This is a genomic window from Sphingobium chungbukense, from assembly GCF_001005725.1.
GTDB classification, from domain to species: Bacteria; Pseudomonadota; Alphaproteobacteria; order Sphingomonadales; family Sphingomonadaceae; genus Sphingobium; species Sphingobium chungbukense.
The window spans coordinates 152135-178052 of record NZ_LBIC01000006.1; the positions used below are offsets into that span (position 1 = coordinate 152135).

Annotated in this window: 24 protein-coding genes and 2 pseudogenes; 18 read left to right on the top strand and 8 right to left on the bottom strand. The window is 63.0% G+C overall.

The features are described 5' to 3' along the window. Positions 1-71: 71 nt before the first annotated feature. From YP76_RS14080 to YP76_RS14100, 6 genes are all read left to right on the top strand, one after another. Complete coding sequence (locus tag YP76_RS14080) at positions 72-1286, top strand: DUF1214 domain-containing protein (protein ID WP_157035790.1); 1215 nt, start codon at positions 72-74, stop codon at positions 1284-1286. Further along, complete coding sequence (locus tag YP76_RS14085) at positions 1286-2425, top strand: sulfotransferase family protein (protein WP_052757436.1); 1140 nt, start codon at positions 1286-1288, stop codon at positions 2423-2425. The genes YP76_RS14080 and YP76_RS14085 overlap by 1 nt, the downstream gene beginning before the upstream one ends. Next, positions 2422-3156, top strand: coding sequence for an SDR family NAD(P)-dependent oxidoreductase (locus YP76_RS14090; RefSeq protein ID WP_046764251.1), 735 nt, complete (start codon positions 2422-2424; stop codon positions 3154-3156). The genes YP76_RS14085 and YP76_RS14090 overlap by 4 nt, the downstream gene beginning before the upstream one ends. 445 nt (positions 3157-3601) lie before the next feature. After that, positions 3602-3766, top strand: a complete 165-nt coding sequence (locus YP76_RS28695; RefSeq protein WP_232307552.1) for a hypothetical protein — start codon at positions 3602-3604, stop codon at positions 3764-3766. Positions 3767-3775: 9 nt separating this feature from the next. Beyond that, on the top strand, positions 3776-5083 hold the full coding sequence (hemN, locus tag YP76_RS14095) for an oxygen-independent coproporphyrinogen III oxidase (protein WP_046764252.1): 1308 nt from the start codon (positions 3776-3778) through the stop codon (positions 5081-5083). Next, positions 5073-5306 (top strand): hypothetical protein, encoded by a 234-nt coding sequence (locus YP76_RS14100; RefSeq protein ID WP_046764253.1) that lies wholly within the window; start codon positions 5073-5075, stop codon positions 5304-5306. Before hemN ends, YP76_RS14100 begins: the two co-directional genes overlap by 11 nt. Before the next feature lie 99 nt (positions 5307-5405). Here YP76_RS14100 and YP76_RS14105 read toward each other — a convergent pair whose 3' ends face one another. Beyond that, positions 5406-6290, bottom strand: coding sequence for a LysR family transcriptional regulator (locus tag YP76_RS14105; protein WP_046764254.1), 885 nt, complete (start codon positions 6288-6290; stop codon positions 5406-5408). A gap of 61 nt (positions 6291-6351) precedes the next feature. Then, positions 6352-7440 (bottom strand): helix-turn-helix transcriptional regulator, encoded by a 1089-nt coding sequence (locus YP76_RS14110; protein ID WP_232307553.1) that lies wholly within the window; start codon positions 7438-7440, stop codon positions 6352-6354. 86 nt (positions 7441-7526) lie between these two features. Here YP76_RS14110 and cysD point away from each other — a divergent pair, with 86 nt between their 5' ends. The 3 genes from cysD (at position 7527) to YP76_RS14125 (ending at position 11274) form a co-directional block, all read left to right on the top strand. Continuing rightward, entirely contained in the window at positions 7527-8438 is a 912-nt protein-coding gene (gene cysD, locus YP76_RS14115) for a sulfate adenylyltransferase subunit CysD (protein WP_046764255.1), read from the top strand. A 128-nt stretch (positions 8439-8566) separates the two neighbouring features. Continuing rightward, positions 8567-10489, top strand: coding sequence for a sulfate adenylyltransferase subunit CysN (gene cysN, locus YP76_RS14120; RefSeq protein ID WP_046764256.1), 1923 nt, complete (start codon positions 8567-8569; stop codon positions 10487-10489). A gap of 38 nt (positions 10490-10527) precedes the next feature. Beyond that, a complete protein-coding gene (locus tag YP76_RS14125; RefSeq protein ID WP_046764399.1) occupies positions 10528-11274 on the top strand; it encodes a 3'(2'),5'-bisphosphate nucleotidase CysQ in 747 nt (248 codons plus the stop codon). Here the strand turns inward: YP76_RS14125 and YP76_RS14130 are convergent. Beyond that, positions 11271-11882: a class I SAM-dependent methyltransferase gene (locus tag YP76_RS14130; protein WP_232307555.1), complete on the bottom strand. Its 612-nt coding sequence runs from the start codon at positions 11880-11882 to the stop codon at positions 11271-11273. The genes YP76_RS14125 and YP76_RS14130 overlap by 4 nt on opposite strands. A gap of 79 nt (positions 11883-11961) precedes the next feature. Further along, positions 11962-12624 carry a protein-L-isoaspartate(D-aspartate) O-methyltransferase gene (locus tag YP76_RS14135; protein WP_046764257.1) on the bottom strand — a complete coding sequence of 221 codons (663 nt, stop codon included), beginning with the start codon at positions 12622-12624 and terminating at the stop codon, positions 11962-11964. 77 nt (positions 12625-12701) lie between these two features. Here YP76_RS14135 and YP76_RS14140 point away from each other — a divergent pair, with 77 nt between their 5' ends. The 4 genes and pseudogenes from YP76_RS14140 to YP76_RS14155 all read left to right on the top strand — a co-directional run bounded on the left by YP76_RS14140 (position 12702) and on the right by YP76_RS14155 (position 16378). Then, positions 12702-12989, top strand: coding sequence for a hypothetical protein (locus YP76_RS14140; RefSeq protein ID WP_232307556.1), 288 nt, complete (start codon positions 12702-12704; stop codon positions 12987-12989). Between the two features lie 99 nt (positions 12990-13088). Beyond that, positions 13089-13433 (top strand): annotated as a pseudogene (locus YP76_RS14145) (YciI family protein); the annotation flags it as partial. Between the two features lie 95 nt (positions 13434-13528). Next, positions 13529-14518 (top strand): threonine ammonia-lyase, encoded by a 990-nt coding sequence (locus YP76_RS14150; protein ID WP_046764259.1) that lies wholly within the window; start codon positions 13529-13531, stop codon positions 14516-14518. Between the two features lie 150 nt (positions 14519-14668). Continuing rightward, complete coding sequence (locus YP76_RS14155) at positions 14669-16378, top strand: ATP-binding protein (RefSeq protein ID WP_046764260.1); 1710 nt, start codon at positions 14669-14671, stop codon at positions 16376-16378. On the opposite strand, the gene YP76_RS14160 is transcribed toward YP76_RS14155, so the two are convergent. Then, on the bottom strand, positions 16379-17401 hold the full coding sequence (locus tag YP76_RS14160) for a polysaccharide deacetylase family protein (protein WP_052757438.1): 1023 nt from the start codon (positions 17399-17401) through the stop codon (positions 16379-16381). 357 nt (positions 17402-17758) lie between these two features. Here YP76_RS14160 and YP76_RS14165 point away from each other — a divergent pair, with 357 nt between their 5' ends. Both YP76_RS14165 and YP76_RS29380 read left to right on the top strand, forming a co-directional pair. Beyond that, positions 17759-19657: an acyltransferase family protein gene (locus YP76_RS14165; protein ID WP_046764261.1), complete on the top strand. Its 1899-nt coding sequence runs from the start codon at positions 17759-17761 to the stop codon at positions 19655-19657. 22 nt (positions 19658-19679) lie between these two features. Beyond that, a pseudogene (locus YP76_RS29380) lies at positions 19680-19772 on the top strand (AraC family transcriptional regulator); the annotation flags it as partial. Positions 19773-19838: 66 nt separating this feature from the next. Here YP76_RS29380 and YP76_RS14170 read toward each other — a convergent pair. Beyond that, entirely contained in the window at positions 19839-20423 is a 585-nt protein-coding gene (locus YP76_RS14170) for a TetR/AcrR family transcriptional regulator (RefSeq protein WP_046764262.1), read from the bottom strand. 41 nt (positions 20424-20464) lie between these two features. Continuing rightward, positions 20465-21352 carry a LysR family transcriptional regulator gene (locus tag YP76_RS14175; RefSeq protein ID WP_046764263.1) on the bottom strand — a complete coding sequence of 296 codons (888 nt, stop codon included), beginning with the start codon at positions 21350-21352 and terminating at the stop codon, positions 20465-20467. An 82-nt stretch (positions 21353-21434) separates the two neighbouring features. Here YP76_RS14175 and YP76_RS14180 point away from each other — a divergent pair, with 82 nt between their 5' ends. Then, positions 21435-22145 carry a CoA transferase subunit A gene (locus YP76_RS14180; RefSeq protein WP_046764264.1) on the top strand — a complete coding sequence of 237 codons (711 nt, stop codon included), beginning with the start codon at positions 21435-21437 and terminating at the stop codon, positions 22143-22145. Beyond that, entirely contained in the window at positions 22142-22798 is a 657-nt protein-coding gene (locus YP76_RS14185; RefSeq protein ID WP_046764265.1) for a CoA transferase subunit B, read from the top strand. Before YP76_RS14180 ends, YP76_RS14185 begins: the two co-directional genes overlap by 4 nt. 148 nt (positions 22799-22946) lie before the next feature. Here YP76_RS14185 and YP76_RS14190 read toward each other — a convergent pair whose 3' ends face one another. Beyond that, positions 22947-23726, bottom strand: coding sequence for an SDR family NAD(P)-dependent oxidoreductase (locus tag YP76_RS14190; protein ID WP_232307557.1), 780 nt, complete (start codon positions 23724-23726; stop codon positions 22947-22949). A 370-nt stretch (positions 23727-24096) separates the two neighbouring features. Here YP76_RS14190 and YP76_RS14195 point away from each other — a divergent pair, with 370 nt between their 5' ends. Continuing rightward, on the top strand, positions 24097-25893 hold the full coding sequence (locus tag YP76_RS14195; protein ID WP_046764266.1) for an acyl-CoA dehydrogenase: 1797 nt from the start codon (positions 24097-24099) through the stop codon (positions 25891-25893). Positions 25894-25918 lie beyond the last annotated feature (25 nt).

Genomic DNA, 25918 nt, shown 5'->3' on the forward strand with positions numbered 1-25918 from the left:
TCGGAACGCGGAGAGGATAACAAGACAATGCGCACAAATCCCATCGCCTCAAAAAGCCGGGAGGATCGATCGTGACCGCAAAGAGGATGATCGAGCCGAACTGGTCCGACTGGGTCGAGAACGCAATCAGGGCGGCGGACGACACGCTGGCCCTGCTGCCTGAAAATGCCGACGATCAGGCCTGCGCCGATGCGGAACGCGCGATCGCCATGTCCTTCACGCAGGGCTATCTGATGATGTTCCACGGCCATGCGGATCATCCCGATTGGGTGCCCTTCATCAGCTTCCTGCTGCCGTCCGGCGCGATCAATCCCGACACCAGCTATGACATCTGCCGCATCGATGAACGCGGCGTCTACCGCCTATCGGGCTATCGCGGCACCGTGCAGCTCCTCGATTTTCAGATGACCGAAAATCTGCCGGGGCTGGCGGATCATTCGGGCGCCAGAACCGGCGGCATCAATGCCGATGATCTCACCCTGGACGCCCAGGGACGTTTCGATGTCGTCCTGAGCGCGGAACGGCCCGCGGACTTCAGCGGCGACTGGCATCCAATGCCGCCCGGCACCGGCGCCATATTGATGCGCCAGGTCCATTATGATTGGGAAACGGAACTGGACGCCAGGGTCGCGATAGAGCGATTGGACGTCCCGCCCAGGCGCCCGGCCGCCGACGCCGCGACCACGCGGCAGCGGCTGGAATATCTGCCGATGTTCGTGCGCCGCTTCCAGAATCAGTTTCTCAGCTACAAGCGGCAGGTGCGCGACCTGGGACCACCCAATGAGTTGCATATCCGCGTGCGCAAGGAAAAGGGCGGTGCCGGTCAGGGCGGCGGCATGGGCGGTCAGGTGATGTACCACGGAAACTTCCAAATCGCGGAAGATGAAGGCCTGCTGATAGAAACCGCCATTCCGGAACGCTGCCGATACTGGAACATCCAGGTCACGGACGAGGCGCATATCGCCATCGAACCGCTATTCTGCCAATCCAGCATCAATGGCTTCCAGGCCAGGCTGGACAGCGACGGCCGTTTTCGCGCCGTGATCTCCGCCCGCGATCCCGGCATCCCCAACTGGCTCGACACCGGCGGGCATCTGCATGGCGGCATTCTGGGACGATGGACGCATGCCAGCGACGCCGCGGCCCCGGCCGCGCGCGTGGTGAAGCTCGACAAATTGCGGGATCATCTCCCGCCGGACGTGACTTTTATGACGCAAGAGGAGCGTGAAAACCAACTCCGCGCCCGTATCCGCGCGGTCCAGATGCGCCGCGGAGGCAGCCACTGATGACGACGATTGAGCAAGATGAAGACCGCCTGCATCAAGAAGCGGTCGAACGTACCGGCCATTCCGATTTCGGGAACGACGATTATCGCGAGGGGTTGAGGGTCATCCTTGAAGCGCTGCGCGACGATCCGGACAACGAACCCCTGAAATCCGCGGTCATGCAGCATTCGATGGCGGCTTTGACCGGCCGCCTCCATTCGGAAGCGGGTTGGAAAAAGCATCCCGAATGCCTGAACAATGCCATCGTGGCGCCGCTGGTGATCACAGGCATGCCGCGCACGGGCACCTCGTTGCTGCATCAACTGCTGTCGAACGACCCGCAATTCCAATGGATGCCCGGCTGGATCGCGCGCGCGCCACGCGTCCGGGAGCCCCGTTCGCAATGGTCGCAGGACCCCGATTATCGGGCCGTCGGCGAAGCGCTGGAAGCTTTGTTCCATGGCAAGGCGGACATGCGCGCCGCCCATAATATGGACGTGGACGTTCCCGAAGAATGCATCCAGTTGATGGTGCAGAGCTTCGTCTCCATGCGCTTCATATCCACCCTGCCCGCGCCCCGTTACGAAAAATGGTTCCTTCAGCAGGATGAGACGCCCTCCTACCGCCGCCTTGCCGACAATCTGCGGTTGATCGGCGCGCGTGAACCGAACAAGACCTGGTTGCTGAAAAATCCCAGCCATTCCATCGGTATCGACGCATTGCTTCGGGTCTTCCCCGATGCCCGGATCGTCGCGACCCACCGCGATCCTTTCGAAACCATTGCGTCCGGCGCCAGCGTCATCCTGCGGTCCACCGGCAATATGTGGCGCAAGGAGGATGTCGCCCCGCACCGGCTCCGCGTTTGGGCACGGGCCGCGGAACGGCTGGAAGCCGCCCGCGCCCGGCAGCCGGAAAGCTTTCAGGAGATTTCCTACACCCGCCTGATTGAAAATCCGATCGGCGTGGTCCGCGATCTCTATGCCAGCCTCGGCTATGCGCTGACCGAACCGGTCGTCCAACGCATGCAACAATGGCTGGCCGACAATCCTCAGGGAAAACACGGCAAGCACACATATTCGCTCGAAAGCGTCGGCCTCGATCCAAAGCAGGTCGATGCCACGCTCGGACCTTACATCAAACGCTACGGATTCAGCAGATGAAACGCTTCGAAGGAAAAATCGCCATCGTCACCGGCGCCGGGCGCGGCATAGGCGCAGCAGTGACCCGCCGTCTCGTCGCTGAAGGAGCCACGGTCATCGCCGCCGGGCCGGGCGAAAGCAACCGCCAGATCGCCACCGAACTCGGCGCCCAGGTGATCGACCAGGTTTGCGACGTCGCCAGGCCGGAGGATGTCGATGCGCTGTTTGCCGCCTGTCGGGAACGCTTCGGCCGGCTCGATCTCCTTCTCAATAACGCCGGCATATCCAAGTCGGGCAGGCGAATGCACGAAGTCCCCGTCGAGGATTGGGACGAGGTGATGAATATCAACCTGCGCGGCGCATGGCTGGTGATGCGGCAGGCGCTCGGACTGATGCTCGAATCCGGCGGCGGCTCCATCGTCAATACCGCTTCCATCGGTGGCCTCAAGCCTTCGGTGATGACAACGCCTTACTCGATTTCCAAGGCGGGCATGATCATGATGACCCGCGCGGCAGCGCTGGAATATGCCCGCGACAATATCCGCGTGAACGCGCTGTGCCCCGGCACCATCCTGACGCCGATGCTGGACGCCGCCGGACCTGAACTCATCAAGCAAAAGGAAGCAATCACGCCCATTGGCCGCATCGGCACTGCCGAGGAAGTCGCAGCATTCGCCTGCTTCCTGCTTTCTGACGAGGCCACGTCGATCACGGGCGGAACCCACACCATTGCCGGCGGCCGCGAAGCCTAGGGCCAAAAGCCATGGATGAACGGATTTAGGCCGGCAATAATTTTCCATCCGGGGACAATGGCGACCCTTCGCAGCTACCTGGATCCTGGCGGCCGGAAACGGCCCAGCGTCCAGAGGGTCCACAGTCTCCCTTACCTGGAGCGGCTTTCGATCCGGATGGATTGGACCGGCTGCTCCAGCTTTTTGTTTGACACCGTTTCCAGATCAATGCCTCTATCCGAATGCCGTGCTGACTGCCTCTAGCGGTTGAAGCTGATCTTCTTCCAAGGAGCTTCAGGGACAGATTGATCATTATCCTGTGGGCGATCCTTCCACTCGGAAGCAAAGGCTCCCATAATCACGGGGGTCGAATTACGGCGACGCTACAAGCGGAAATTTTGTTTCCGCTGATTGAGATAAATCAAGGAATAAGTGCAACCAGTCTCGCATGGTCCTATCTGCGTTCATGGCCCGCACCGGCTGTGGCGTCAGGGATATTTCGGCCGGAGCGATCACGATGTTTGTCGCGCTTTTTATCGCTGACTCTCTTAAGTTGGCGAATGGAATTCCGCAATATGACAAAAGCCTTGGAAATCCATGGCTTTTGTCAGGGCATTCGGCGCGGTCCTGAGTCAGAACCATGTGGACCTATCATCCCGACCTGCTCGACCGGCCCGTGCCGCGCTACACCAGCTATCCCACCGCCGCGCAATTCAGCGGCGATGTCGGCGCGGCGGAACTTGCCGCCCGGCTGGACGGAGTGAATAGGAACGCCCCTCTCTCGCTCTATGTCCACATCCCCTATTGCCACGACATATGCTGGTATTGCGGCTGCAACACGGGCGCGGCGAACCGGGTCCAGCGCCTCACCGCCTATGTCGAATCGCTGGAGCGCGAAATCGCGACGGTCGCCGGGCGGCTGAACGGCAACGGCCGGGTGCAGCGCATCGCCTTTGGCGGCGGCAGCCCCAACAGCCTGCCGCTGGTCGATTTCGTCCGCCTGCTCCAGCAATTGCTGCTCTGCTTCGACGCGCATCATGCCGAATTGTCGGTCGAACTCGACCCCCGCCGCCTCGACGCGCAATGGATTTCGACCATGGCCGCCATGGGTGTCGACCGCGTGAACCTGGGCGTGCAGACCTTCACCCCGCATGTCCAGGCGCGGATCGGCCGCATCCAGCCGCTCGACATGGTGGAGCGCGCCGTCGACCAGTTGCGCACCGCCGGGATCGCGACGGGTTTCGACCTGATGTACGGCCTGCCCGGCCAGACGCCCGACGACCTCGCCGCCACGCTGGAGGCCGCTATCGCGATGCAGCCCGACCGCATCGCACTGTTCGGCTATGCCCATATGCCCCGGCTGCTGCCCCGCCAGCGCCGCATCGACGCCAGCGACCTGCCCGGTCTCGCCACCCGCTTCGCCATGGCGGCGCAGGGATATGATATGCTGACCGGCGCAGGCTATGAGGCGATCGGCTTCGACCATTTCGCCCTGCCGCAGGACGGCATGGCCCACGCCGTCCGCGAAGGTCGGCTGCGTCGCAATTTTCAGGGCTTCACCGACGACCCGGCGGAAATATTGCTGGGCTTGGGCGCCAGCGCGATCAGCCAGTTCCCCGACCTCATCGTCCAGAATGAGAAACAGGCCGGTCCCTGGCGTGAACTGGTCGGCGCAGGGCAATTATCCGCCACGCGCGGCACTTTCCGCACGCCGGAAGACCGCCGCCGCGGCCGCATCATAGAGGCGCTGCTTTGCCAGGGTGAAGCGCATATGGGCACCGCCCATCCGATGCCCGATCTCGGCCGCTTCGAAGAACTCGGTCTCGTCCGCCTGAGCGAGGGGCGCGTCGCGCTGACGCGGGATGCCCTGCCCTATGCGCGCAGCATCGCCGCCTGCTTCGACGCCTATCTGGAACCGGCGGAAAAGCGGTTCAGCCATGCGGTTTAGCGCGGCGATCCTCGCCACTCTCGCCTGCATCCCCCTGGCAGCCGTCCATGCGCCCGCCGCCGTCGCGCAAAGCCCGTGGTTCTGCGGCTCCGCACCGCCCGGCTGGACCCCGCCCTGGCAGCGCAAGCCCTCCGCCCCCACCGACAAGAGCGCCCCCTGCCATCTCATGCTGTGCGACCGGAAAAAGCCCCGCGCCGAAGGGGAATGCGGTCAGCCCAATTAGAGCATCGTGCGCAAAAGTGGGAACCCATTTTGCGCGAAAAACGATGCGACAACAAAAACTTAAAGCGCGCGGTTTGCGTCAGATTTAACGCAGCGCACTCTAAAACCGGTCCCGCATCCCGCGTACGACTTCATCCAGAAATTCCCCGGTCGCCCGGATGCGCGGCAATCGCTGGAGATCGGCGTGGATCACCAGCCAATAGCTGCGCCACACCTCGACCTCCCCCGGCAACAGGCGGACCAGCCGCTCATCCCGATCCGCCGCGAAGATGTGCAATACGCCGATGCCGCATCCAGCCGCCACCGCCGCATGCTGCGCCGCGCTGGAACTGGACCGGAACGCCACGGGCGCGCCGGGCAATATCTGGTCGAGCGCGATCATCTCGGGAAAACCCGCCAGTTCCTCGATATAGGACACGAAGGCATGGCGGTTGAGGTCGGCCCGGCCCGACGGCGCACCCTCCCGTTCCAGATAGTCGCGTGACGCATAGAGCCCCAGCCGGTAATCGACCAGCTTGCGCGTCACCAGCCGTCCCTTGGGCGGCGGCTTCAGCATCACGGCCATGTCGGCCTCACGCTTCGACAGGCTGCTCGCCTTGCTTTCCGACGCCAGTTCCAGCGTCAGCCGGGGATGGCGGGCACGGAAATCCGCAATATGGGGCGCCACCAGACAGGCGGCGAACGCCTCGGGCGTCGCCAGCCGTACCGTTCCCTCCACTTGCTGGTCGCGCCCGGCGACGCTGTTCATCGCCGCCAGCAATTCGCTCTCGACCCGCTCGGCATGGGCAACCAGGGCAAAGGCGGCCGGTGTCGGCGTCACCCCACGGGGCGAACGGTCGAACAGCCGCGCGCCCAGCGTCGTTTCCATATTGCCGATACGCCGCGCCACCGTGCTGTGGTCCACCCCGACCCGGCGCGCGGCGGCCAGCATATTGCCCTCCCGCATCACGGCAAGGAACAGGCGCAGTTCATCGGAATTCAGCATGGGCAAATCTGCACAACCATAGGAGCGGGATAGCCATATCTATGCAAAACCGAATGGATGCTCAAGCCAGCGCCAGCACGCTCTTCAGGATATTGCGAACCAGCTCGGCCTGCCCCCGCGCACCCGTCTTGGCATAGATTTTCTTGGAATAGTTGCGCGCGGTCTCTACCGTCAGCCCCAGCTCGGCGGCGGCCTCGCTGATCGACATGCCCTGCGCGATGGCCCAGGCCAGCCGCGCCTCGCTGGGCGACAGGCCGAACAAGTCGACCAACTGGTCGCACCGGTCCGCCTGCGACCAGCGGTCACCGCTGATATAGGCGATGGCGACCGGCACCGACTGGGTGGACAGCGAACGATCATGAAACGGGCGCACCAGCATGTCCATCAGGGGATCGCGGCTCAGATTGATCGCCCTTGGCCGTCCCTCGCCATCGGCTGCGAAGCTCTTGACCAGTGCGGTCAATTCGCGGTCCACGGCGGGCGAAGCGGGCGTCAACCGGTCGTACCGCCCCCGCCGCAGCAGCTTCGACCGCTGGAATAGCTGTTCCAGATGCGGTGTCATGTCGACGATACGGCACTGGGCATCCAACGTCAGCCAGCCGAAATTGAGCCGTCCGAACGCCTCCGAATTGACCGAAGATCGGAATTTCTCGCGCTCGAACGCGACGAAGCTGCGCAGGGCGATGCGCAGATTCGGCACCAGCGCGGTCAGCATCGCGCCCACACCCGACCCCACTTCCCGGCCGCCCGCGCAACTCAGCCAGGCGTCCATGCCGCTCGGCTCCGTTACGCGGACCGAACGCATATTGGTGATGCCCAGCGGCTCCAGAAACTCCGCGCGATAGCCTTGCTGCACCGCATCGCCGGGGTCGAGCAGCTCGTCCAGCGTGTAGACCCTCGCCTCGCGCATCCGCCGGTAAGGCAGGGGATCGCGCACATATTTCTCGTTGAACAGCCGATCGAGATGCAGCGGCGTGGGCGGCCCGGCATAAAGCTCGACCAGCCGCTCCTCATCCACCGGGCGAAAGGCCAGGCTCGCATATCCTGCCCCGGATCGCGTGCGCAATTTTTCCAGAAACCCATGCCAAAGGGGTTGCTCGAACATGCCCTCATGGAGGGCCGCCAATAATCCGCCGTCGTCCAGCCGCATGGCTAATATGTATACCCTCCCATATGGGAGGTCCACCCCTCCCCCACTTCTGCCATCAGGCTGTCACAAAATAAGGTGGGTGAACGATGATCGATTCGAAAAGACTGACGCATTTGGATCGTTTGGAGGCGGAGAGCATCCATATATTGCGGGAGGTTGTAGCGGAGGCTGAGAAGCCTGTGATGCTGTATTCTGTGGGCAAGGATTCGGCGGTGATGCTGCATCTGGCGCGCAAGGCCTTCTATCCTTCGCCGCCGCCTTTTCCGCTGCTGCATGTGGACACGACCTGGAAGTTCCAGGCGATGTACGCGCTACGCGACCGGATGGCGCGGGAGTCGGGCATGGAACTGCTCGTCTACCACAATCCCGAAGCGCAGGAACGCGGCATCAACCCGTTCGACCATGGCCCGCTGCACACCGACATGTGGAAGACCGAAGGGCTGAAGCAGGCGCTCAACCTCTACGGCTTCGACGCGGCCTTCGGCGGTGCGCGGCGCGACGAGGAGAAGAGCCGGGCGAAGGAACGCATCTTCTCCTTCCGCACGGCATCGCACGGCTGGGACCCCAAGAACCAGCGCCCGGAACTGTGGAACCTCTACAACGCCCGTAAGAACAAGGGCGAGAGCATCCGCGTCTTCCCGATCAGCAACTGGACCGAGCTCGACATCTGGCAATATATCCACCTCAACGACGTGCCGATCGTGCCGCTCTATTTCGCCGACAAGCGCCCCACGGTGGAGCGCGACGGCATGCTGCTGATGGTCGACGACGAACGCTTCCCGCTGAAGCCCGGCGAGGAGCCGGTGATGCGCTCGATCCGCTTCCGCACTTTGGGCTGCTATCCCTTGACCGGCGCGGTCGAGAGCGAGGCCAAGACCCTGCCCGAAGTCATTCAGGAGACGCTGCTCACCACCACATCGGAACGGCAGGGCCGCGCCATCGACAAGGACGCCGGCGGCGCCGGCATGGAAAAGAAGAAGCAGGAGGGGTATTTTTGACGCGCCACGGAATGCGCAGCGTTCCGAAGCGTCAACCCCGACGAAAGCCGGGGCCTCGTGCCTCCGGGCCGAACCTTTCCCCCAGATCAACGAGATCCCAGCCTTCGCTGGGATGACGAGGTAGCGACATGACTGATACGCTCACCAAGACCGACGAACCCATCTACAAGACCGACGCCCTCATCGCGCAGGACATCGACCAGTATCTGAAAGTGCATGAGCACAAGACGATGCTGCGCTTCATCACCTGCGGATCGGTGGACGACGGCAAGTCGACGCTGATCGGCCGCCTGCTCTACGACAGCAAGATGATCTTCGAGGATCAGCTCGCCGCGCTGGAGGCCGACAGCAAGCGCGTCGGCACGCAGGGGCAGGAGATCGACTTCGCCCTCCTCGTCGACGGCCTCGCCGCCGAGCGGGAGCAGGGCATCACCATCGACGTCGCCTATCGCTTCTTCGCCACCGAAAAGCGCAAGTTCATCGTCGCCGACACGCCCGGCCATGAACAATATACGCGCAACATGGTGACCGGCGCTTCGACCGCCGACCTCGCCGTCATCCTGATCGACGCGCGCAAGGGCGTGCTCACGCAGACCCGCCGCCACAGCTATCTCGCGCATCTGATCGGCATCAAGAATATCGTCCTGGCCATCAACAAGATGGACCTGGTCGACTATGACCAGGCGGTCTATGACGGCATCGTCAAGGATTATACCGAGTTCGCCAACTCGATCGGCATCAAGGCCTTCACGGCCATGCCCATTTCCGGCTTCAAGGGCGACAATATCACCGGCCCGTCGGACAACACCCCCTGGTACAAGGGGCCTGCGCTGATCGAGCATCTGGAAACGGTCGAGGTCGATCAGGTCTCCGACCAGGAAAAGCCCTTCCGCATGGCGGTCCAGTGGGTCAACCGGCCCAATCTCGACTTCCGCGGCTTTTCCGGCCAGATCGCCACCGGCACGGTCAAGGTGGGCGACGCGATCCGCGTCCTGCCCTCGGGCAAGACCAGCACGGTCAGCCGCATCGTTACGCTGGAAGGCGATCTGGACGAGGCGATTGCCGGCCAGTCGGTGACGCTCTGCTTCGCGGACGAGGTCGACTGCTCGCGCGGCGACGTGATCGCGGCGTCGGACAATCCGCCGCAGGCCGCCGACCAGTTCGAGGCGACCATCGTCTGGATGGCGGACGAGGAGATGCTGCCCGGTCGCCCCTATTGGCTCAAGATCGGCACGCAGACCGTCACCGCGACGGTCCAGCAGCCCAAATATCAGGTCAACGTCAACACGATGGAGCATCTGGCGGCGAAAACGCTGGACTTGAACGCCATCGGCATCGCGAACCTGTCGACCGACAAGCAGATCGTGTTCGAGCCCTATGACACGAACCGGACACTGGGCGGCTTCATCCTGATCGACAAGCTCACCAATGCCACGGTGGCGGCGGGGATGCTGCACTTCTCGCTGCGGCGGGCGCAAAATGTCCACTGGCAGGCGACCGACGTCACCCGCGAGTTCCACGCGAACCTCAAGAACCAGAAGCCGGCCGTGCTGTGGTTCACGGGGCTGTCGGGCGCGGGCAAGTCGACCATCGCCAATCTGGTGGAGAAGAAACTCGCCCGGATGAACCGCCACACCTTCCTGCTGGACGGCGACAATGTGCGCCATGGGCTGAACAAGGACCTGGGCTTCACCGATGCCGACCGGGTGGAGAATATCCGCCGCGTGGGCGAGGTCGCCAAGCTGATGACCGATGCGGGGCTGATCGTCATCACCGCCTTCATCTCGCCCTTCCGCGTCGAGCGCGACATGGTGCGTTCGATGATGCAGCCCGGCGAGTTCATCGAGGTGCATATCGACACCCCGCTGGCCGATGCCGAGGCGCGCGACGTCAAGGGCCTCTACAAGAAGGCGCGTTCGGGCGAGCTCAAGAACTTCACCGGCATCGACAGCCCCTATGAGGCGCCCCAGGACCCGGAGATCCACATCGACACCACCGGCATGAGCGCCGAACAGGCGGCCGAGGCGATCGTCGCGAGGATCATCCCATGAGCGAAGCGACCGCAAAGGCAAGCGCCGCGGTGGAGCGCATGACCGACGCCGATCTTGCCGCGCATCTGGCCGAGGTTGCGGGACGCATCCTCGTCAACGTCCGGGAATCCGGCCTGTTCAGTCCCAAGGCTCTGGGCAAGGCGGGCGACCAGACCGCCAACCAGTTCCTCTGCCACGCGCTGCGCGAAGTGCGGCCGCAGGACGGGCTTCTCTCGGAAGAGGAGAAGGACAATGCCGACCGGCTTGCGATGAGCCGGGTGTGGATCGTCGACCCGGTCGACGGCACGCGCGAATATGGCGAGGCACGCGCCGACTGGGCCGTGCATGTGGGCCTCGCCATTGACGGCCGGCCTGCCATCGGCGCGGTCGCCCTGCCGGGACTGGACGGAGGCACGGTGCTGCGCTCCGACCAGCCCGTCGCCCTGCCGCCCGCGCCCGAAAAGCTGCGCATGGTGGTCAGCCGCACCCGGCCCGCCGCCGAAGCCGTCGCGGTCGCGCAAAAGCTGGGCGCCGAACTGGTCCCCATGGGCAGCGCCGGCGCCAAGGCGATGGCCGTGATCCTCGGCCAGGCCGACATCTACCTCCACTCCGGCGGCCAATATGAATGGGACAGCATGGCCCCGGTCGCCGTCGCCCTCGCCCATGGCCTCCACTGCTCCCGCATCGACGGTTCGCCCCTCATCTACAATCAAAGCGACGTCTACCTCCCAGACCTCCTCATCTGCCGAAACGAACATGCAAAACACCTGCTGAACATCATCGCGGAGGTGGTCGCGGTCGCCTAAATTCTGGCGGGTTCACTCGCCCAATAGAGATGGCAGGGTGGGATATTCCGCCACTCGAAGCCCGTCGTCACCCTGGCGAAACGGCGGGCGAGGAGCGGTCCGACCACCCTGCGCATCTGATAGGCCAGAAACCGGCCATCGGGCGCCAGGGCGTGGCAGCTCCTGTCCATCAGCCGCGCCGCCCGCACCGGTACCAGCGTCGAAAAGGGCAGGCCGGACAGGATGCAATCCGCCCGTTCCAGCCCATGATCGGCCATGATGCCCAACACATGATCCGCCGATCCGGTGACGGCGATCAACCTCTGGTCGTCCGTTTGCCCGCGCAGATGGTCGATGAACGCCGCACTGGTGTCGATCGCCAGCAACCGTGCCTGCGCCGGCAATCGGGCCAGCAGAGCGCGCGTGAAGATGCCCGTTCCCGGCCCATATTCGACAATGCAGCGGACCCGGCTCCAATCGACTGGCGCCAGCATATGGGCGACGAGATAGCGCGATGCCGGAAAGGCCGACCCCACGGCCAAAGGGTTTCTGAAAAATTCGCGGATCGCAAGGCCGGAAAGACCCGGTTCGGGGTTTGCGATCAATGTCTTGTCCAAGGATGCTGCCACGGCGGCTTCACTCTCCCGTTATTCTATCGCGGAAACCCCTGTTCGCGGGTCGGGTTCCGGAAATTCCGTCCAACCTCGATCAGATGCCCAGCCAGCCCTGCTTTCCGATCAGCGGCACGAAGGTCACGGCTTCTCCCCAGTCGACCTCATAATGATCGTCATCGAGGCGCGTGATCCTGCAAAGCCGTTGCACCTCGCCCCCGACCGGCATGACCAGCCGCCCGCCCACCGCAAGCTGCGTCTTCAACGCCGACGGCACGTCCGGCCCGCAGGCGGACACCAATATCGCGTCAAAGGGCGCTTCCCCCGCCAGTCCCAGCGTGCCGTCACCCTCGCGAATATCGACATTGGCATAGCCCAGCTCCCGCATCCGCCTGCGCGCCTGCCCGGCGAGGCTTGCGTGCCGCTCGATCGCGAAGACCTGGCCCGCGATGCGGCCAAGAATGGCGGCGGCATAGCCCGACCCGGCCCCCACCTCCAGGACGCGGTCGCCCGCCCCGATCCCGCCATTCCCTATCCCGATCCCCTCGATCATCGCAGCGACGATATAGGGCTGGGATATGGTCTGCCCGGCCCCGATCGGCAGCGGCCTGTCGTCATAGGCCTGCGCCTTCACCGCCTCTCCGACAAAGCGTTCGCGCGGCACGGTCCGCATGGCGGCGAGCAGCGCCGGGTCCGTTATTCCGCGCCGAACGATCTGCTTGGCCACCATTTGCTCGCGCAACTGCCGGTAGTCGGGCATGATCCGCTCCTTATCGCGCCGGATTCGTGGAGGCGCTGCGCCGTGCATCATAGCACAGGAGCGAAGGAGGCGATTTTGTGACCCAGCGAATGGACCCGATGTCGGTGGCGTTCAACTATTGGCGCCTTGGCATGGAAGCGGCCGAAGTGATCGGCCTGCGCCTGCCGAAGCTGCTGGCTGGCGATCCTGCTGCCGCCTTCGAGGCGCAGCGGATGGTGGCCGAGAAGATCGAGGCGGCCGCGCTGCTGCAATGGAAGGCGATGACCGGCGCGCTGGGATCGACGCCCCTGTCGGTCATGCAGCGCTCGACCGCCCATTACCGCCAGGCGGTGGGCAAGAACCGGAAGCGGCTGGCCCGGCGATAATGCCGTCGATAATGCATGGAATCGCTGTACAGCGATTTCCTTCCCCTCGCCCACTGGATATGAGGATCGACGGAAAGCCCTCCGGCACGGGAGACGGTCATGCGCGTTATGGTTTTGGTGAAGGCGACGGAAGACAGCGAAAGGGGCGGTCCCCCCTCAGCCGAAATGTTCGAGGAAATGGGCAAATTCAACGATGCGCTGATCGCCGCCGGTATCATGGTCGATTGCGACGGGTTGAAACCCTCATCGTCAGGCAAGCGGATCGCCTTCGACGGGGCCAGCCGCACGGTCATCGACGGTCCCTTCGCCCATCCCCGCGAACTGGTCGCGGGCTATTGGATATGGGAGGTCAGGGACATGGAGGAGGCGATCACCTGGGCCAGGCGATGCCCCAATCCGATGCCCGGCCCCAGCGAACTGGAAATCCGACCTTTCTTCCAACGCGACGATTTGCAGGCGATGGGGCCGGAAATAGCGGAGGTCTTCGAACGCGAGCAGGATAGGCGAGCCGGTCCTTGACCCGCACGCCAAGGCAAAAGATGGGAGTTGCGGCGGCCCTCGCGATCGGCGCGGAGGATGTACGCGACGCCGCCACGCAGATCAGCGGGGCGGCGGTCCGCACGCCGTTGCTGGAAAATGCGGCGTTGAACGCCCGAACGGGACGCCGCGTCCTCATCAAGTTCGAAGGCGCCCAGCACACCGGCTCTTTCAAGTTTCGTGGCGCCTATAATCGCCTCAGCCGCATCGCCCCGGGCGACAGAGCCGCCGGCGTCGTGGCCTGGTCCTCCGGCAATCATGCGCAGGGCGTGGCCGCAGCCGCGCGATTGCTGGGCATGCCCGCCACCATCGTCATGCCCGCCGACGCCCCCGCCATCAAGATCGGCAACACGAGGGCATTGGGCGCGGAAATCATATTCTACGACCGCGCCACCCAATCGCGCGAGGCGATCGCGACCGCCATCGCCCTGGAACGCGGCGCCGTGATCGTTCCCTCCTACGACGATCCCCATATCATCGCCGGGCAGGGCACCGTCGGACTGGAAATCCTGCATCAGGCGCGGGAAGCCGGGGCAGATGTCGGCCAGATACTGGCTTGCTGCGGCGGTGGCGGCCTGGTCGCCGGAATCGCCACCGCCGTCAAGGACGCGGCGCCGGAAGTCGATATCTACGCCGTCGAACCGGACGCGTTTGACGATACGACCCGCTCGCTGGCCTCCGGCATCCGCGAGATCGTGGCGACCGGCTCCACGTCGATCTGCGATGCCCTGCTGGCGCCCAGTCCCGGCGAGCTCACCTTTCCCATCAACCGCACCCTGCTGGCCGGCGGCCTGACCGTCAGCGACGATGAAGTGCGCACGACGATCCGTTTCGCGTTCGAAACGCTGAAGCTGGTCGTCGAACCGGGCGGCGCGGTGGCCCTGGCGGCGCTGCTCCACGGCAAAGCGCCATATCGGAACGATGCTGTTGCCGTCGTCGTTTCCGGCGCCAATGTCGACCCGGCGGATTATGCCGCCATTCTGCGTTCTTGATGGTGCGCTTCTTTTTGGGAAAGGATCAGGGTTAAGACCGAATTGGTCATCAATTTGGAATTTCTTGTTCTAACCCCTTGATCATCTTTGCTTTATGACAAGCTTCTCCGATGATAAGAAAGGCTTCGGACCGAAGGCGGAAGGCTGTCGATGGAAAAGAAATTGGCGAGCGAACGCGAATCCGAACACAAGGCGCTGGCGGCGCGGTGGAGCATCGCGGCCGAGGCGATGGAGGCCCTGGCCGGCGCGCGGTCGCTGGACGCCATCGTCAATGTGCTGCGCGCCTTCGCCCGTCGGGCCGTGGGGGCGGACGGCATCGCGGTAGTCCTGCGTGACGAGGACCAATGCCATTATATCGCCGAAGATGCGATGGAGCCGCTTTGGGCGGGGCAGCGCTTCCCCGCCGAGACCTGCGTATCGGGCTGGGCCATGGAACATCATCAGACGGCGGTGATCGTCGATGTCTTCGACGATCCGCGGGTGCCGGTCGAGGCCTATCGGACCACCTTCGTACGATCCATGCTGATGGTGCCGATCGGCCGGATCGATCCCATCGCCGCAGTCGGTGCCTATTGGTCCGAATTTGGTCAGCCCACCGACAATGAGATCGCGCTGCTGGAGGCCCTGGCCCGCGCCGCATCCACCGCCTTGGAGAACGGACGATTATTCTCGTCGCTCGAAGCGTTGAACGACCAGCTCGACCATCGCGTCCGGGAACGCACCACGGAGCTGGAACGGTCGCAGGACAGCTTGCGGCAGGTTCAGAAACTGGACATGCTCGGCCAGCTGACCGGCCATGTCGCCCATGATTTCAACAATCTGCTGATGCCCATTGTCGCGGGCCTGGACCTGATCCTCTCAGGCAGGCGGACCGCCGAATCCATCGAACGCCACGCCACCATCGCCATGCAAGCGGCCGAGAGCGCCCAAAGCCTGGTCCAGCGGTTGCTCACCGTCGCCCGCCGTCAACCGCTCGCCACCAAGGCGGTCGACCTCCCCGATCTGCTGGCCGGCATGCAGGCTTTGCTGGGCAGCACGCTGGGACCGCGGATCACGCTGTCGGTCGACCTCCAGCCCCTGTTGCCCACCGTCCATGCCGATCCCCACCAGCTGGAGGTCGCGCTCCTCAACCTCGCCGTCAACAGCCGGGACGCGATGCCCGATGGTGGTACGATCCGCATCACGGGCGAAGCGCGGCGGAGCCGGTTGCCTGCCGGATTGTCGCCCGGTCAATATGTCTGCCTCACCGTCACGGATACCGGCACCGGCATGACGCCCGCCGTCAAGGCCGCGGCGATGGAGCCCTTCTTCACCACCAAGCCTTCCGGCCACGGCACGGGGCTTGGCCTGTCCATGGTCCACGGCCTTGCCAGCCAACTTCGCGGGACAGTGGAAATCGACAGCGCCGTCGGGAAGGGCACCACTATCCGGCTCTGGCTGCCGGTGGAACGCGCGGCCAGCGCCAAGCCGGTCCCTCCGGTCCAGGATGAAGGCTTGCCGGTACGGTCCGGCAAGGTGCTGCTGGTGGACGACAATGACCTGGTGCGAAACAGCACGCGCGCGATGCTGGTGGACATGGGTTATGATGTGGTCGACACCGACAGGGCAGAAAGTGCCCTCAACCTGATCGAATCGGGCAACCGACCCGACATATTGATCACCGACCATATCATGCCGGGCATGACGGGGGTCGAACTGGCGCTGCGCTTGCGGGTCGACCATCCGAACATCGCCCTGCTCATCATATCGGGCTATGAGGGCGTCGACCTGATCGCCCCCGACATCACGCGCCTGTCGAAACCCTTCCGGCACACGCATCTTCAGGCGTGCATAGCCGCGGCCAGGGCGCAGGCGGCCTGATCACCCCTGCCCCCGCCCCCGGCTGCAAAGCGTCTTGAGATTGTCGGTCGGCTCCAGCTTGGGGAGAGCGCCGATATCGATCCTCCGCTGTTTGGCGATGCGATCCATCATCAATTGATTGCCCGCCCATGGATCGTTGCCGCCATAGGCCGGGTCCCGCTGCGCCTCCTGCAAGGTCACATAATGCGCGCCCGCCGCGTCCAGCCGGGCCAGCACCTGGGGCAGCATGTCCGCGCTCCATCCGCTCAGATGGGTCAGCAGAACCTGCGGGATCATGCGGTCATAGACTTTGTGCGACAGCGACTTCATGCGCGCGATACCGTCGTCGACGGCCTTCAGATATTGCGCCTCCATGGCGGCGATCGCCGCCCTGTCGCCTTTGGCGAGGCAACGGGCATAGGCATCGCCATAAGCCCAGTCGTCGAAGCTGACACTGGCTTCGGCGATGCGATAGCCGCGCTGTTTCAGGAAGGTCATGGCCGCGTCATGCTGTGCCCCGTCCTTTCCCGCCGCCATGTTGGGAAAGCGGAAATAACGCCAGTCGGCATCCTTCATCCGGCGCGCAATCTCCTGCTCGCCGGTCACGACATCGCTCTTCCACGCATCGAACGAGGTGGCCCGATTGAGGTTCATATGACTGTATGAATGATTGCCCAGCGAATAGCCGGCGCGTCGCCATCGATCCAGGACCGCCGGTCCGTCGGCGTCCCGCTGCAATTTCGAGACGTTGACGAGACCAAAGGCGTCAGGCACCCGATGCCGCTTCAGGACCTGGATATAGAGATCCGCGATGGCAAGACGGGTCATGCCCGGCGGCAGCGCCCCGTTTCCCGTCAGATCGTCCACCGTGATGGCGATGGTGAAAGGCTGCCTGTCGCGGGAATAGTCGATCTGCGCGCGGGACGCCGCGGCCAGCATTATGGTCGCCGCGACGATCGCTCCCGTCCCGGCGATACCCGCCCATTGCATCCCGGACTTTGCGCGGAAGAGGCGTCCGCATTGCGCGGCGACGGTCGCGATCATGCCGATAGCATTCACCTTTCCCGGAACAAGAATCGACGGACGACAAAAGTGACATAAAGTCAAAATTTAAATAATAAGATACGAATAAACCCAATAATTATGTCGGATATGACAAATATATCCTCCATGATAAATTCGATGAATATTGCATATTATACGATATATTGATTTATATTTCTGCTTTCAACGTTGAAATAAGGTAATATTTTTAACATAGAAATATCCATGCGGAGGGAGGATTGAATCGAAAAAGGGGATATCAGTGCACAATTCCGTGAATATTCACTTGCCAGCCGTGGCTGACGAACTTCCCTCCCCACAGATGGAATTGCCGATCACGCGGGGAGGCTGCCCGGCATGATCAAGCAATATCGCGCGGACATTGATGGATTGCGGACCGTCGCTGTCATTCCCGTCGTCATCTTTCACCTGGGCACAAGCCTCTTCTCCGGCGGTTTTGTCGGCGTCGACGTGTTCTTCGTAATCTCCGGATTCCTCATCACGCAAACGCTTCTAGGTGAGCAGGGCACTTGGCGCGACGCGCTGTTCGATTTCTACAAGCGGCGGATAAAACGCATTTTTCCTGCCCTGTTCGCGCTCTACCTCTGCGTCATGCTGCTAGCTTGCGGTCTGCTGATGTCCGACCAGGCCAATGAGGTCGCCAAGTCGATCATGGCCTCGATCGTCTTCGTGTCGAACATCCTGTTCTACAGCCAGAGCGGCTATTTCGACGGTGAGCTCGACAGCAATCCCCTGCTCCACACCTGGTCGCTGTCGGTCGAGGAGCAATTCTACATCTTCTTCCCGCTGCTGATCTTCTTCACCCGAAGCTGGACGGCGACGCATCGGCGGCAGCTCATCTGGGCCCTGACGCTGGCCAGCTTCGTGGCGGCGCAATGGATGGTGTCGCGCGACGCCAGCGCCGCCTTCTACCTCATTCCCTTCCGCACCTGGGAACTGGCGCTCGGCTCCCTCCTCGCGATCGGAGCCATCCCGGCACCGCGTCGCCAGTGGCAGGCGGAGATCGGTGTCGTGGCGGGCCTCACCCTCATCGGCTATGCGGTGCTGTTCTACAACAAGGCCACCATTTTTCCCGGCGCGTCCGCCCTTGTTCCGTGCCTCGGCACCGCCCTGGTCCTGCTGTGCGGCGAAAAATCGGTTACACTGGGCGGGCGGCTGCTGTCGCTACCGCCGATGCGCTTTGTGGGACTGATCTCCTATTCGCTCTACCTCTGGCACTGGCCCATCATCGTCCTCTATCGCCAGGTCGACAGCCGCCTCGACAATATGGAGCGCGCGGCACTGCTCGCCGCGGCGCTGATGGCGGCCACGCTGTCCTGGGCCTTTGTCGAAAAGCCCTTCCGCCGGTCGAGCCGGCTGACCTCGCGCGCCGTGGTGGCACGCGGCACGGCCGCCATGGCGATGTGCGGAGCGGGCGTGCTGGCGCTCGCGCTGCTCAGCGATGCCCTTTATCCGATTTCCGCGCAGGCGCGCGGCGTCCTCGCTTATGGGGAGCGGACGGGGCGCACCGAAATGATGCGGACAGGTTCCTGCTTCCTGACCTCCCAACACAGCCTTTCGGACTATGCGTTCGACCGGTGCATGATCGCCCCGCATGACAAGCCGCATATCCTCATCGTCGGCGACAGCCATGCCGCCCATCTCTATTACGGCCTCAACCAGGCCTTGCCGAACGCGCATATCCTTCAGGCGACGGCATCGGGATGCAAGCCGCTGATCGGCAGCCGCGGCGATGCGCGCTGCCTGACCCTCATGCACCGGGTATTCGCCGACTATCTGAAACAGGTGCGCCCGGATCTGGTGATCCTCTCGGCGCGCTGGCTCGACAAGGATGTGCCGGATATCGAGAAAACCGTCCGGATGGTGCAAAGGGCAACCCCACATGTCATCGTGTCCGGGCCGATCGTCGAATATGACCAGCCCCTCCCGCGATTGCTGGCGCGGCAAATCGATCAGGCCGAGCCGATCGATCCGCATCGCATTCCCCAGGTCTCTGTCGTCGACCAGCGGATGGCAGCCGCGATGAAAAAGGCCACCATCCCCTATTTCTCGGCCTATCGCAGCCTCTGCAGGCCCGATTGCCGCTTGTGGGTAAAGCCCGGCATACCCGTCCAGTTCGACTATGGCCATCTGACCCAGCAGGGATCGATCCTGGTCGCCGACCTCATGGTCCGTGAAATCCGGCCCCAGCTCGCCGCTATGGCGAAGATGACCGATATGGCACGATTGCAGTAGGAGCATCGCTGCCGGCTCATCCCGCCTGGCGGAGGAGGTCGGTTATGAATCGGCGAGCGCATTCAGCACGGCCTTTCGGTGGAGGGCGGGTTGCTCCCCCGGCGCGTTCGCGCGCGAAACAGGGAAATTTGGCAGCGGACGAAAGTGCGACGACCGATGCCGGTATTGTTCGACCCTGAACTTATTCGTGCCGGAAGATAGCGACGATCTGGGCCGCAACCTGGGCCGGGGTCAGGCGGCCGTCGCGATACCAGTCCCCTGTCGCATTGAGCTGCGAAAGCAAGAGGTTACGATAGATTGATCGGTCGATATGAGCGGATAGGGGCAGGTCCGCCACCAACGTGCGGAACAATTCTTCGAACTGATCGCGCCGTGCGATCAATTGTGCCCGGACTTCATCGGGCACTTCGCGGAAATCGTTCATCATCGGAGCCGTCAGTGAACCCGGGGCGAGCTGGATATCCAGCAAGGTCGAGCAGGCCGCCTCCAGCCTGGCCCAGGGATCGTCGTGCCGTTGGACCGCCTGATGGATTTGATCCGCTGCGTTGTCCAGCGCCGCATTGTGCAATTCGACGAACAACGCATCCTTCGACTTGATATGGTGGTAGAGCGACCCGCCCAGCACCCCTGCCTGCTCGCCAATGTCACGCATCGACGTACCGCGATATCCCTTCCGGGCGAAGAGCTGTGCAGCGATTTCCAGTATCTGGCGGCGGCGGCTCGACCCTTCGTCGTTCGAGCAGGAAGATTGAGCGGCTTTCGTCATCGCACCCGCGCTAGCACAGAGTTGCCCGGCCGCGAAGACGGTCAGGTCAGGCGAAGCGCGCTCGCGCGCTCGAATATGGCATGGGTGACAGGTTCATTGTCGAACGCCCGCTTCGACACGTGGAATTCGATCGGCGCGAGGGCCGGCATCCCTTCAAGCACGACCAGCGCCCCACTCGCCACTTCATCCCGCGCCATGGATTCGGGGAAAATGCCGATCCCGCCCCCGGCCCTGGCAATGTCGATCATGATCCGGGCATTGTTGCAAAGATTGAGAAGGCTGTGCGCGATTTGCGACGCGGCAATCGCTTCCCTCATGCGCCCGTGAATGGGGGAATGGCTGGCCAGCGACCAAACCGGAATGAGGCGATCCGCCTTCCCCGCATGAAAGGCCGCCGCCACGTCGGGACTGGCGAGCCAGACCAAGCTGACCAGACCGATCGGACAGGACATCAGCGCCGGATGCGCGATAGGACCGGCGGCGAAGGCAATGTCGGTCCGTCCCGTGAGCAGTTGCTGAATGAGGTTCGCGGTCAGGTCGATCTCGATTTCCAGGCTGATGAGCGGCATCGTCTTCTTGAGGTCGGAAATAAAAGCGGGCAGGCATCCCGCTGCAATGATTTCACCCGTGCCGATGCGGATGACGCCGCTCGCCTCCTGAAAACCGCCGCAACGCATGAGAACTGTCTGAAGATCGCCCCAGAGCGGCCCACAATCGCGCACCAGTTGCCGTCCGGTGGGCGTAAGCGACATGTGACGCCCCTCGCGGCGGAACAGACGGGCGCCCAAATGGGCCTCCAACTCCCGTACGCGCGCCGAAATGGCTGGTTGTGTCGTGTTCAACCTGTCGGCGGCAGCGGCAAATGTACCGAGCCGGTCGATCCAGAGCAACGTTTCCAGATGATAGAGACCAATGCGATTGATAGCCATTGCTTATGTTTATATCAAAAAACAAATCATTGGAAATAATCAATCATGTCCCACATGCTTCTGCTGAAAGGAGAGGTCGTCGATGGCGAACAAGATTTATTCGGATGCTGCGAGCGCGTTGGAGGGTCTTCTCTTCGACGGGATGCAGTTGTGCGCGGGCGGTTTCGGGCTGTGCGGCATCCCTGAGCGGCTGATCGACGCGATCCGGGATTCGGGGGTCAGGGATCTGACCATCGCCTCCAACAATGCCGGGATTGACGGCGAAGGCTTGGGCAAGCTGCTGCGCACACGGCAGGTGAAGAAGATGATCTCCTCCTATGTCGGGGAGAATAAGGAGTTCGAGCGGCAATATCTGGCGGGCGAGCTGGAGGTGGAATTCTGTCCGCAGGGGACGCTGGCGGAGCGGTGCCGGGCGGGCGGCGCCGGGATTCCGGGCTTCTATACCAGGACGGGCGTCGGGACCGCCGTGGCCGAGGGTAAGGAGGTCAAGAGCTTCGACGGGCAGGATTATATATTGGAGCGCGGGATTTTCGCCGATGTGGCGATCATCAAGGGCTGGAAGGCCGATGAGAGCGGCAATCTGATTTTCCGCAAGACGGCGCGCAACTTCAACCAGCCCATGGCGACGGCGGCGAAGGTCTGCGTCGCGGAAGTCGAGCAAGTGGTGCCGACCGGCAGCCTCGATCCCGATGCCATCCACCTGCCCGGCATCTACGTCAAGCGCATGATCGTCGGCGCACCCTATGACAAGAAAATCGAATTCCGCACCGTTCGCCAGAGGGAGGCCGTATGATGACCCAGGAAATCAAGGGCTGGACCCGGGATGAGATGGCCGCACGCGCGGCGAAGGAATTGCAGGACGGTTTCTATGTGAACCTGGGCATCGGCATACCGACGCTGGTGGCCAATCATATTCCGGCAGGTGTGGAGGTGACGCTCCAGTCGGAGAATGGCATGCTGGGCATCGGCCCTTTCCCCTATGAGGGGGAGGAGGATGCCGACCTTATCAACGCGGGCAAGCAGACGATCAGCGAATTGCCGCAGTCGGTCTATTTCTCCAGTGCCGACAGCTTCGCGATGATCCGGGGCGGGCATATCGACCTGACCGTTCTGGGCGCGATGGAAGTATCGGAAAATGGCGACATCGCCAACTGGATGATCCCCGGCAAGATGATCAAGGGCATGGGCGGCGCGATGGACCTGGTCGCGGGCGTCAAGAAGATCATCGTCGTCATGGAACATACGTCCAAGGACGGCAGCCCCAAGTTCATCCCGGCCTGCACCCTGCCGCTGACCGGCAAGAATGTGGTCGACATGATCGTCACCGACCTTGCCGTCTTCCAGCGGCCCGACCATGACAGCCCGTTCAAGCTCATCGAACTCGCTCCGGGCGTGACGGCGGAGGAAGTCGCCGCTAAGACCAGTGCGCATTTTATCCCCTATTGACCTTGAGCAATGGAGAAGGGGGCGGGCGGGTTTACGGGCGTCAGCCCAACGGCCGTCCCCTTGCCGATTGATGGTCCTTTGGGACCTATCTGTTGAACATCGAACAGTGAGCGCTCATCGACCCGAGCAAGGCCATGGATCATCGCGTCTATTTGCCCAAGCCATAGCGTGTAGCAGGTTGAGCGCTGAACATTGATTGCAGTAGCGTTCCGCTGGCGCTGTCATAAGCTTCCAGGAGCGTCAGGTCCGCCAGGGACGGCGCGATCACCGGCTCGCCCTGGTCCAGACCCGACATGACGGCATCGACGCAATCTTCGGTCGTCATGACGATCGCGTCCGGGAGCGGCTCGAGTTCGGCTCCTCCGGCAACCTCCCATCCTTCGGAGACGACCGCCCCCGGGAGGACCAACCGCACACTCACGCCAGTCCCATCGACCTCGTTCTGAAGATATTTGGTGAGCAGAAAGACATAGGCCTTGGTAGACGCATAAACGGGAATGCCGATGCCCGGGAAAGGCGCGAAGCCAGCGCCCGAGCCGACATTGACGACCGTCCCCGCCCCGCGCTCCGTGAAACGCACGATCGCCGCTTTCGACAGGGTCGTCAGCGCGGTGATGTTGAGTGCGATCATGTTGGCGATCACCTCGTCGGGCGTCTGGGCCAGCGTCTTGATCGTCGAATAGCCGGCATTGTTCACCAGCATGGAGACGGAAGAATCGGACGAAATGCGGTCCGACACCGAGGCGACGCCGGCCGGCTCGGAAAGGTCGGCCACCAGCACATCGGCCCGAACGGAAAACCGGCTCTGCAAATCAGCCGCGATGCTACGAAGCCGGTCCTCTCGCCGCGCGACCAGCACCAGGTCATAGCCGCGCGCGGCAAGACGATCGGCGAACAGCTTGCCGATACCGGAAGAAGCCCCGGTCACGATTGCGGTACCAAGATTGCCAGACAATTTCATTTCCTTCGGCGCATAGAGGAATGTCGAATGGGCGTCCGCCCGGTTCTTTGGCGCCCCATTATGCATTCAAACGATCCGCGACCATGACGAAACCCGTCACCGGAAAGGTGACATTTACGTTCACCCTTCTGCGCTTTCCGAAAGCTTTGTCTTCACGGTCAACGGCACCCCTCCGCCCTGCGCAAGACAGGCCAAGCCCGGTCCGACTTGCACGAGATTACGATGGTCCGCCTGCACAAAACCGTCCTAGTCGCCATGGCCTAAACGGATCAACCTCAAGGTCCGCGCAGGGCAGCCCGCCCTTTTTCTACACATCGTACGGCTTTCAGGAGATCATGTGAGTTACATCGTCGATCGTCGCAACCTCGACTTTCTAATGTTCGATATGTTCGACGTGGAGCGCGTGCTTGCCGCCGGCCCGTTCGAAGGCCAGGATCGGGAGCTGATTTCGCAACTGCTCGACACCGCCCAGCGGATCGCCGAAGCCGAATATCTGCCGTCGGCGGCAACGCTCGATGCATCCCCGCCGACCTTCGTCAATGGCGAAGCCGTGATGCCCGACGATGTGGGTCGCGCGTTGCGCGCCTATATCGAGGCGGGGCTGTCGGCGCAGAGCTTTCCACCCGAAAATGGCGGGCTTGGCCTGTCGCACACTGTCAGCATGACGGCGAACGGCATGTTCATCGCGGCCAATGTCGCGATCGCCAACTATTTCCTGCTGACCGCCGCCGCCGCGCGCCTCCTGCTGGCATTCGGCACTGACGAGCAGAAAGCACGCTATGCGTCCCAGATGATAGCGGGACGCTGGATGGGGACGATGTGCCTGTCCGAACCGCAGGCCGGCTCCTCGCTTGCCGACATCACGACACGGGCCGAACCGGCGGCGGACGGCGCCTATCATCTGCGCGGCACCAAGATATGGATTTCCGGCGGCGGACACCGCATGAGCGAGAATATCGTCCATCTGGTTCTGGCGCGGCTTCCGGACGCGCCCGCCGGGGTCAAGGGCATATCGCTGTTCCTCGTTCCGCAAAAGCGGCTGGACGATATGGGCGCGCCGGGAGAAGACAATAATGTCCGGCTGATCGGCCTGGCGCACAAGATGGGGCAGCGCGGAACGACCAACTGCCAGCTCAATTTCGGCGAAGACGGCCCCTCGGTCGGCCATCTGATCGGCAAGCCCAACCAGGGCCTTCACGCCATGTTCCACATGATGAACGAGGCACGCATCGGCGTCGGCCATGTCGCGACCATGTCCGGCCTGATGGGCTATCTCTATTCGCGCGACTATGCGGTGGAACGTCTCCAGGGTCGCCGCATCGGCCAGAAGGACCCTGCGTCCCCACAGATACCGCTGATCGAGCATGTCGATGTCCGACGCATGTTGCTGGCGCAAAAGGCTGCCGTGGAGGGCGCGCTGGCGCTCTGCACCTTCTGCGCGCTGCTGGTGGATCAGCAGAAAGGAGCGGCGGACGAGGATCAGGCCGATCTTGCCCTCCTGATCGACGTGCTGACGCCGATCGTCAAATCCTGGCCGTCGGAACATTGCCTGGAAGCCAATAAATGGGCGATGCAAATATTGGGCGGCGCGGGCTATACCAGCGACCATCCGATAGAGCGTCTGTATCGCGACAACCGCCTCAACCATATTTATGAGGGCACCTTCGGCATCCAGGGCATCGACCTGCTGGGGCGGAAGGTCCGCATGGCGGACGGCAGGGGGCTGGACCTGCTGTTGGCGCGGATCAAGGCCACGATCGACGAGGCGGCCGGTATCCCCGCGCTCTCCGGCCACGCAGGCAAATTGGAGGAGGCGCTGGGCTGGGTGCGGGACGCGACCGCGGCGGCTGTGCGGGAATCCGATCCTGAACGCAGCCTCGCCAATGCCACGCTTTATCTGGATGCGACGGGAACCGTCGTCATCGCCTGGCTGTGGTTGTGGCAGGCGATGGTCGCGGCACGGGCGGAGGAAACCGCGATCGGCGCTGGACGGGCATTTTATCAGGCCAAGCACGCGACCTGCGACTATTTCTTCCGTTACATGTTGCCGCGCGCGCAGATCGACCTGCGCCTGGTCGAAATGCTCGACGACTCCTGCCTCGTGACGACGCCGGAGCAGATCAGGGCCGCCTAGGCAGGCGCGCGCGAAATAGAGAGAG

Coding starts and splice junctions, on each gene's coding strand:
- YP76_RS14180 (WP_046764264.1), top strand. CDS start 21,435: ATGGCGAACAAGATTTATTCGGATGCTGCGAGCGCGTTGGAGGGTCTT.
- YP76_RS14185 (WP_046764265.1), top strand. CDS start 22,142: ATGATGACCCAGGAAATCAAGGGCTGGACCCGGGATGAGATGGCCGCA.
- YP76_RS14105 (WP_046764254.1), bottom strand. CDS start 6,290: ATGCTGAATTCCGATGAACTGCGCCTGTTCCTTGCCGTGATGCGGGAG.
- hemN (WP_046764252.1), top strand. CDS start 3,776: ATGTGGACCTATCATCCCGACCTGCTCGACCGGCCCGTGCCGCGCTAC.
- YP76_RS14100 (WP_046764253.1), top strand. CDS start 5,073: ATGCGGTTTAGCGCGGCGATCCTCGCCACTCTCGCCTGCATCCCCCTG.
- YP76_RS14155 (WP_046764260.1), top strand. CDS start 14,669: ATGGAAAAGAAATTGGCGAGCGAACGCGAATCCGAACACAAGGCGCTG.
- YP76_RS14165 (WP_046764261.1), top strand. CDS start 17,759: ATGATCAAGCAATATCGCGCGGACATTGATGGATTGCGGACCGTCGCT.
- YP76_RS14170 (WP_046764262.1), bottom strand. CDS start 20,423: ATGACGAAAGCCGCTCAATCTTCCTGCTCGAACGACGAAGGGTCGAGC.
- YP76_RS14175 (WP_046764263.1), bottom strand. CDS start 21,352: ATGGCTATCAATCGCATTGGTCTCTATCATCTGGAAACGTTGCTCTGG.
- YP76_RS14160 (WP_052757438.1), bottom strand. CDS start 17,401: ATGATCGCGACCGTCGCCGCGCAATGCGGACGCCTCTTCCGCGCAAAG.
- YP76_RS14150 (WP_046764259.1), top strand. CDS start 13,529: ATGGGAGTTGCGGCGGCCCTCGCGATCGGCGCGGAGGATGTACGCGAC.
- cysD (WP_046764255.1), top strand. CDS start 7,527: ATGATCGATTCGAAAAGACTGACGCATTTGGATCGTTTGGAGGCGGAG.
- YP76_RS14135 (WP_046764257.1), bottom strand. CDS start 12,624: ATGCCCGACTACCGGCAGTTGCGCGAGCAAATGGTGGCCAAGCAGATC.
- cysN (WP_046764256.1), top strand. CDS start 8,567: ATGACTGATACGCTCACCAAGACCGACGAACCCATCTACAAGACCGAC.
- YP76_RS28695 (WP_232307552.1), top strand. CDS start 3,602: ATGGCCCGCACCGGCTGTGGCGTCAGGGATATTTCGGCCGGAGCGATC.
- YP76_RS14085 (WP_052757436.1), top strand. CDS start 1,286: ATGACGACGATTGAGCAAGATGAAGACCGCCTGCATCAAGAAGCGGTC.
- YP76_RS14125 (WP_046764399.1), top strand. CDS start 10,528: ATGACCGACGCCGATCTTGCCGCGCATCTGGCCGAGGTTGCGGGACGC.
- YP76_RS14090 (WP_046764251.1), top strand. CDS start 2,422: ATGAAACGCTTCGAAGGAAAAATCGCCATCGTCACCGGCGCCGGGCGC.
- YP76_RS14110 (WP_232307553.1), bottom strand. CDS start 7,440: ATGCGGCTGGACGACGGCGGATTATTGGCGGCCCTCCATGAGGGCATG.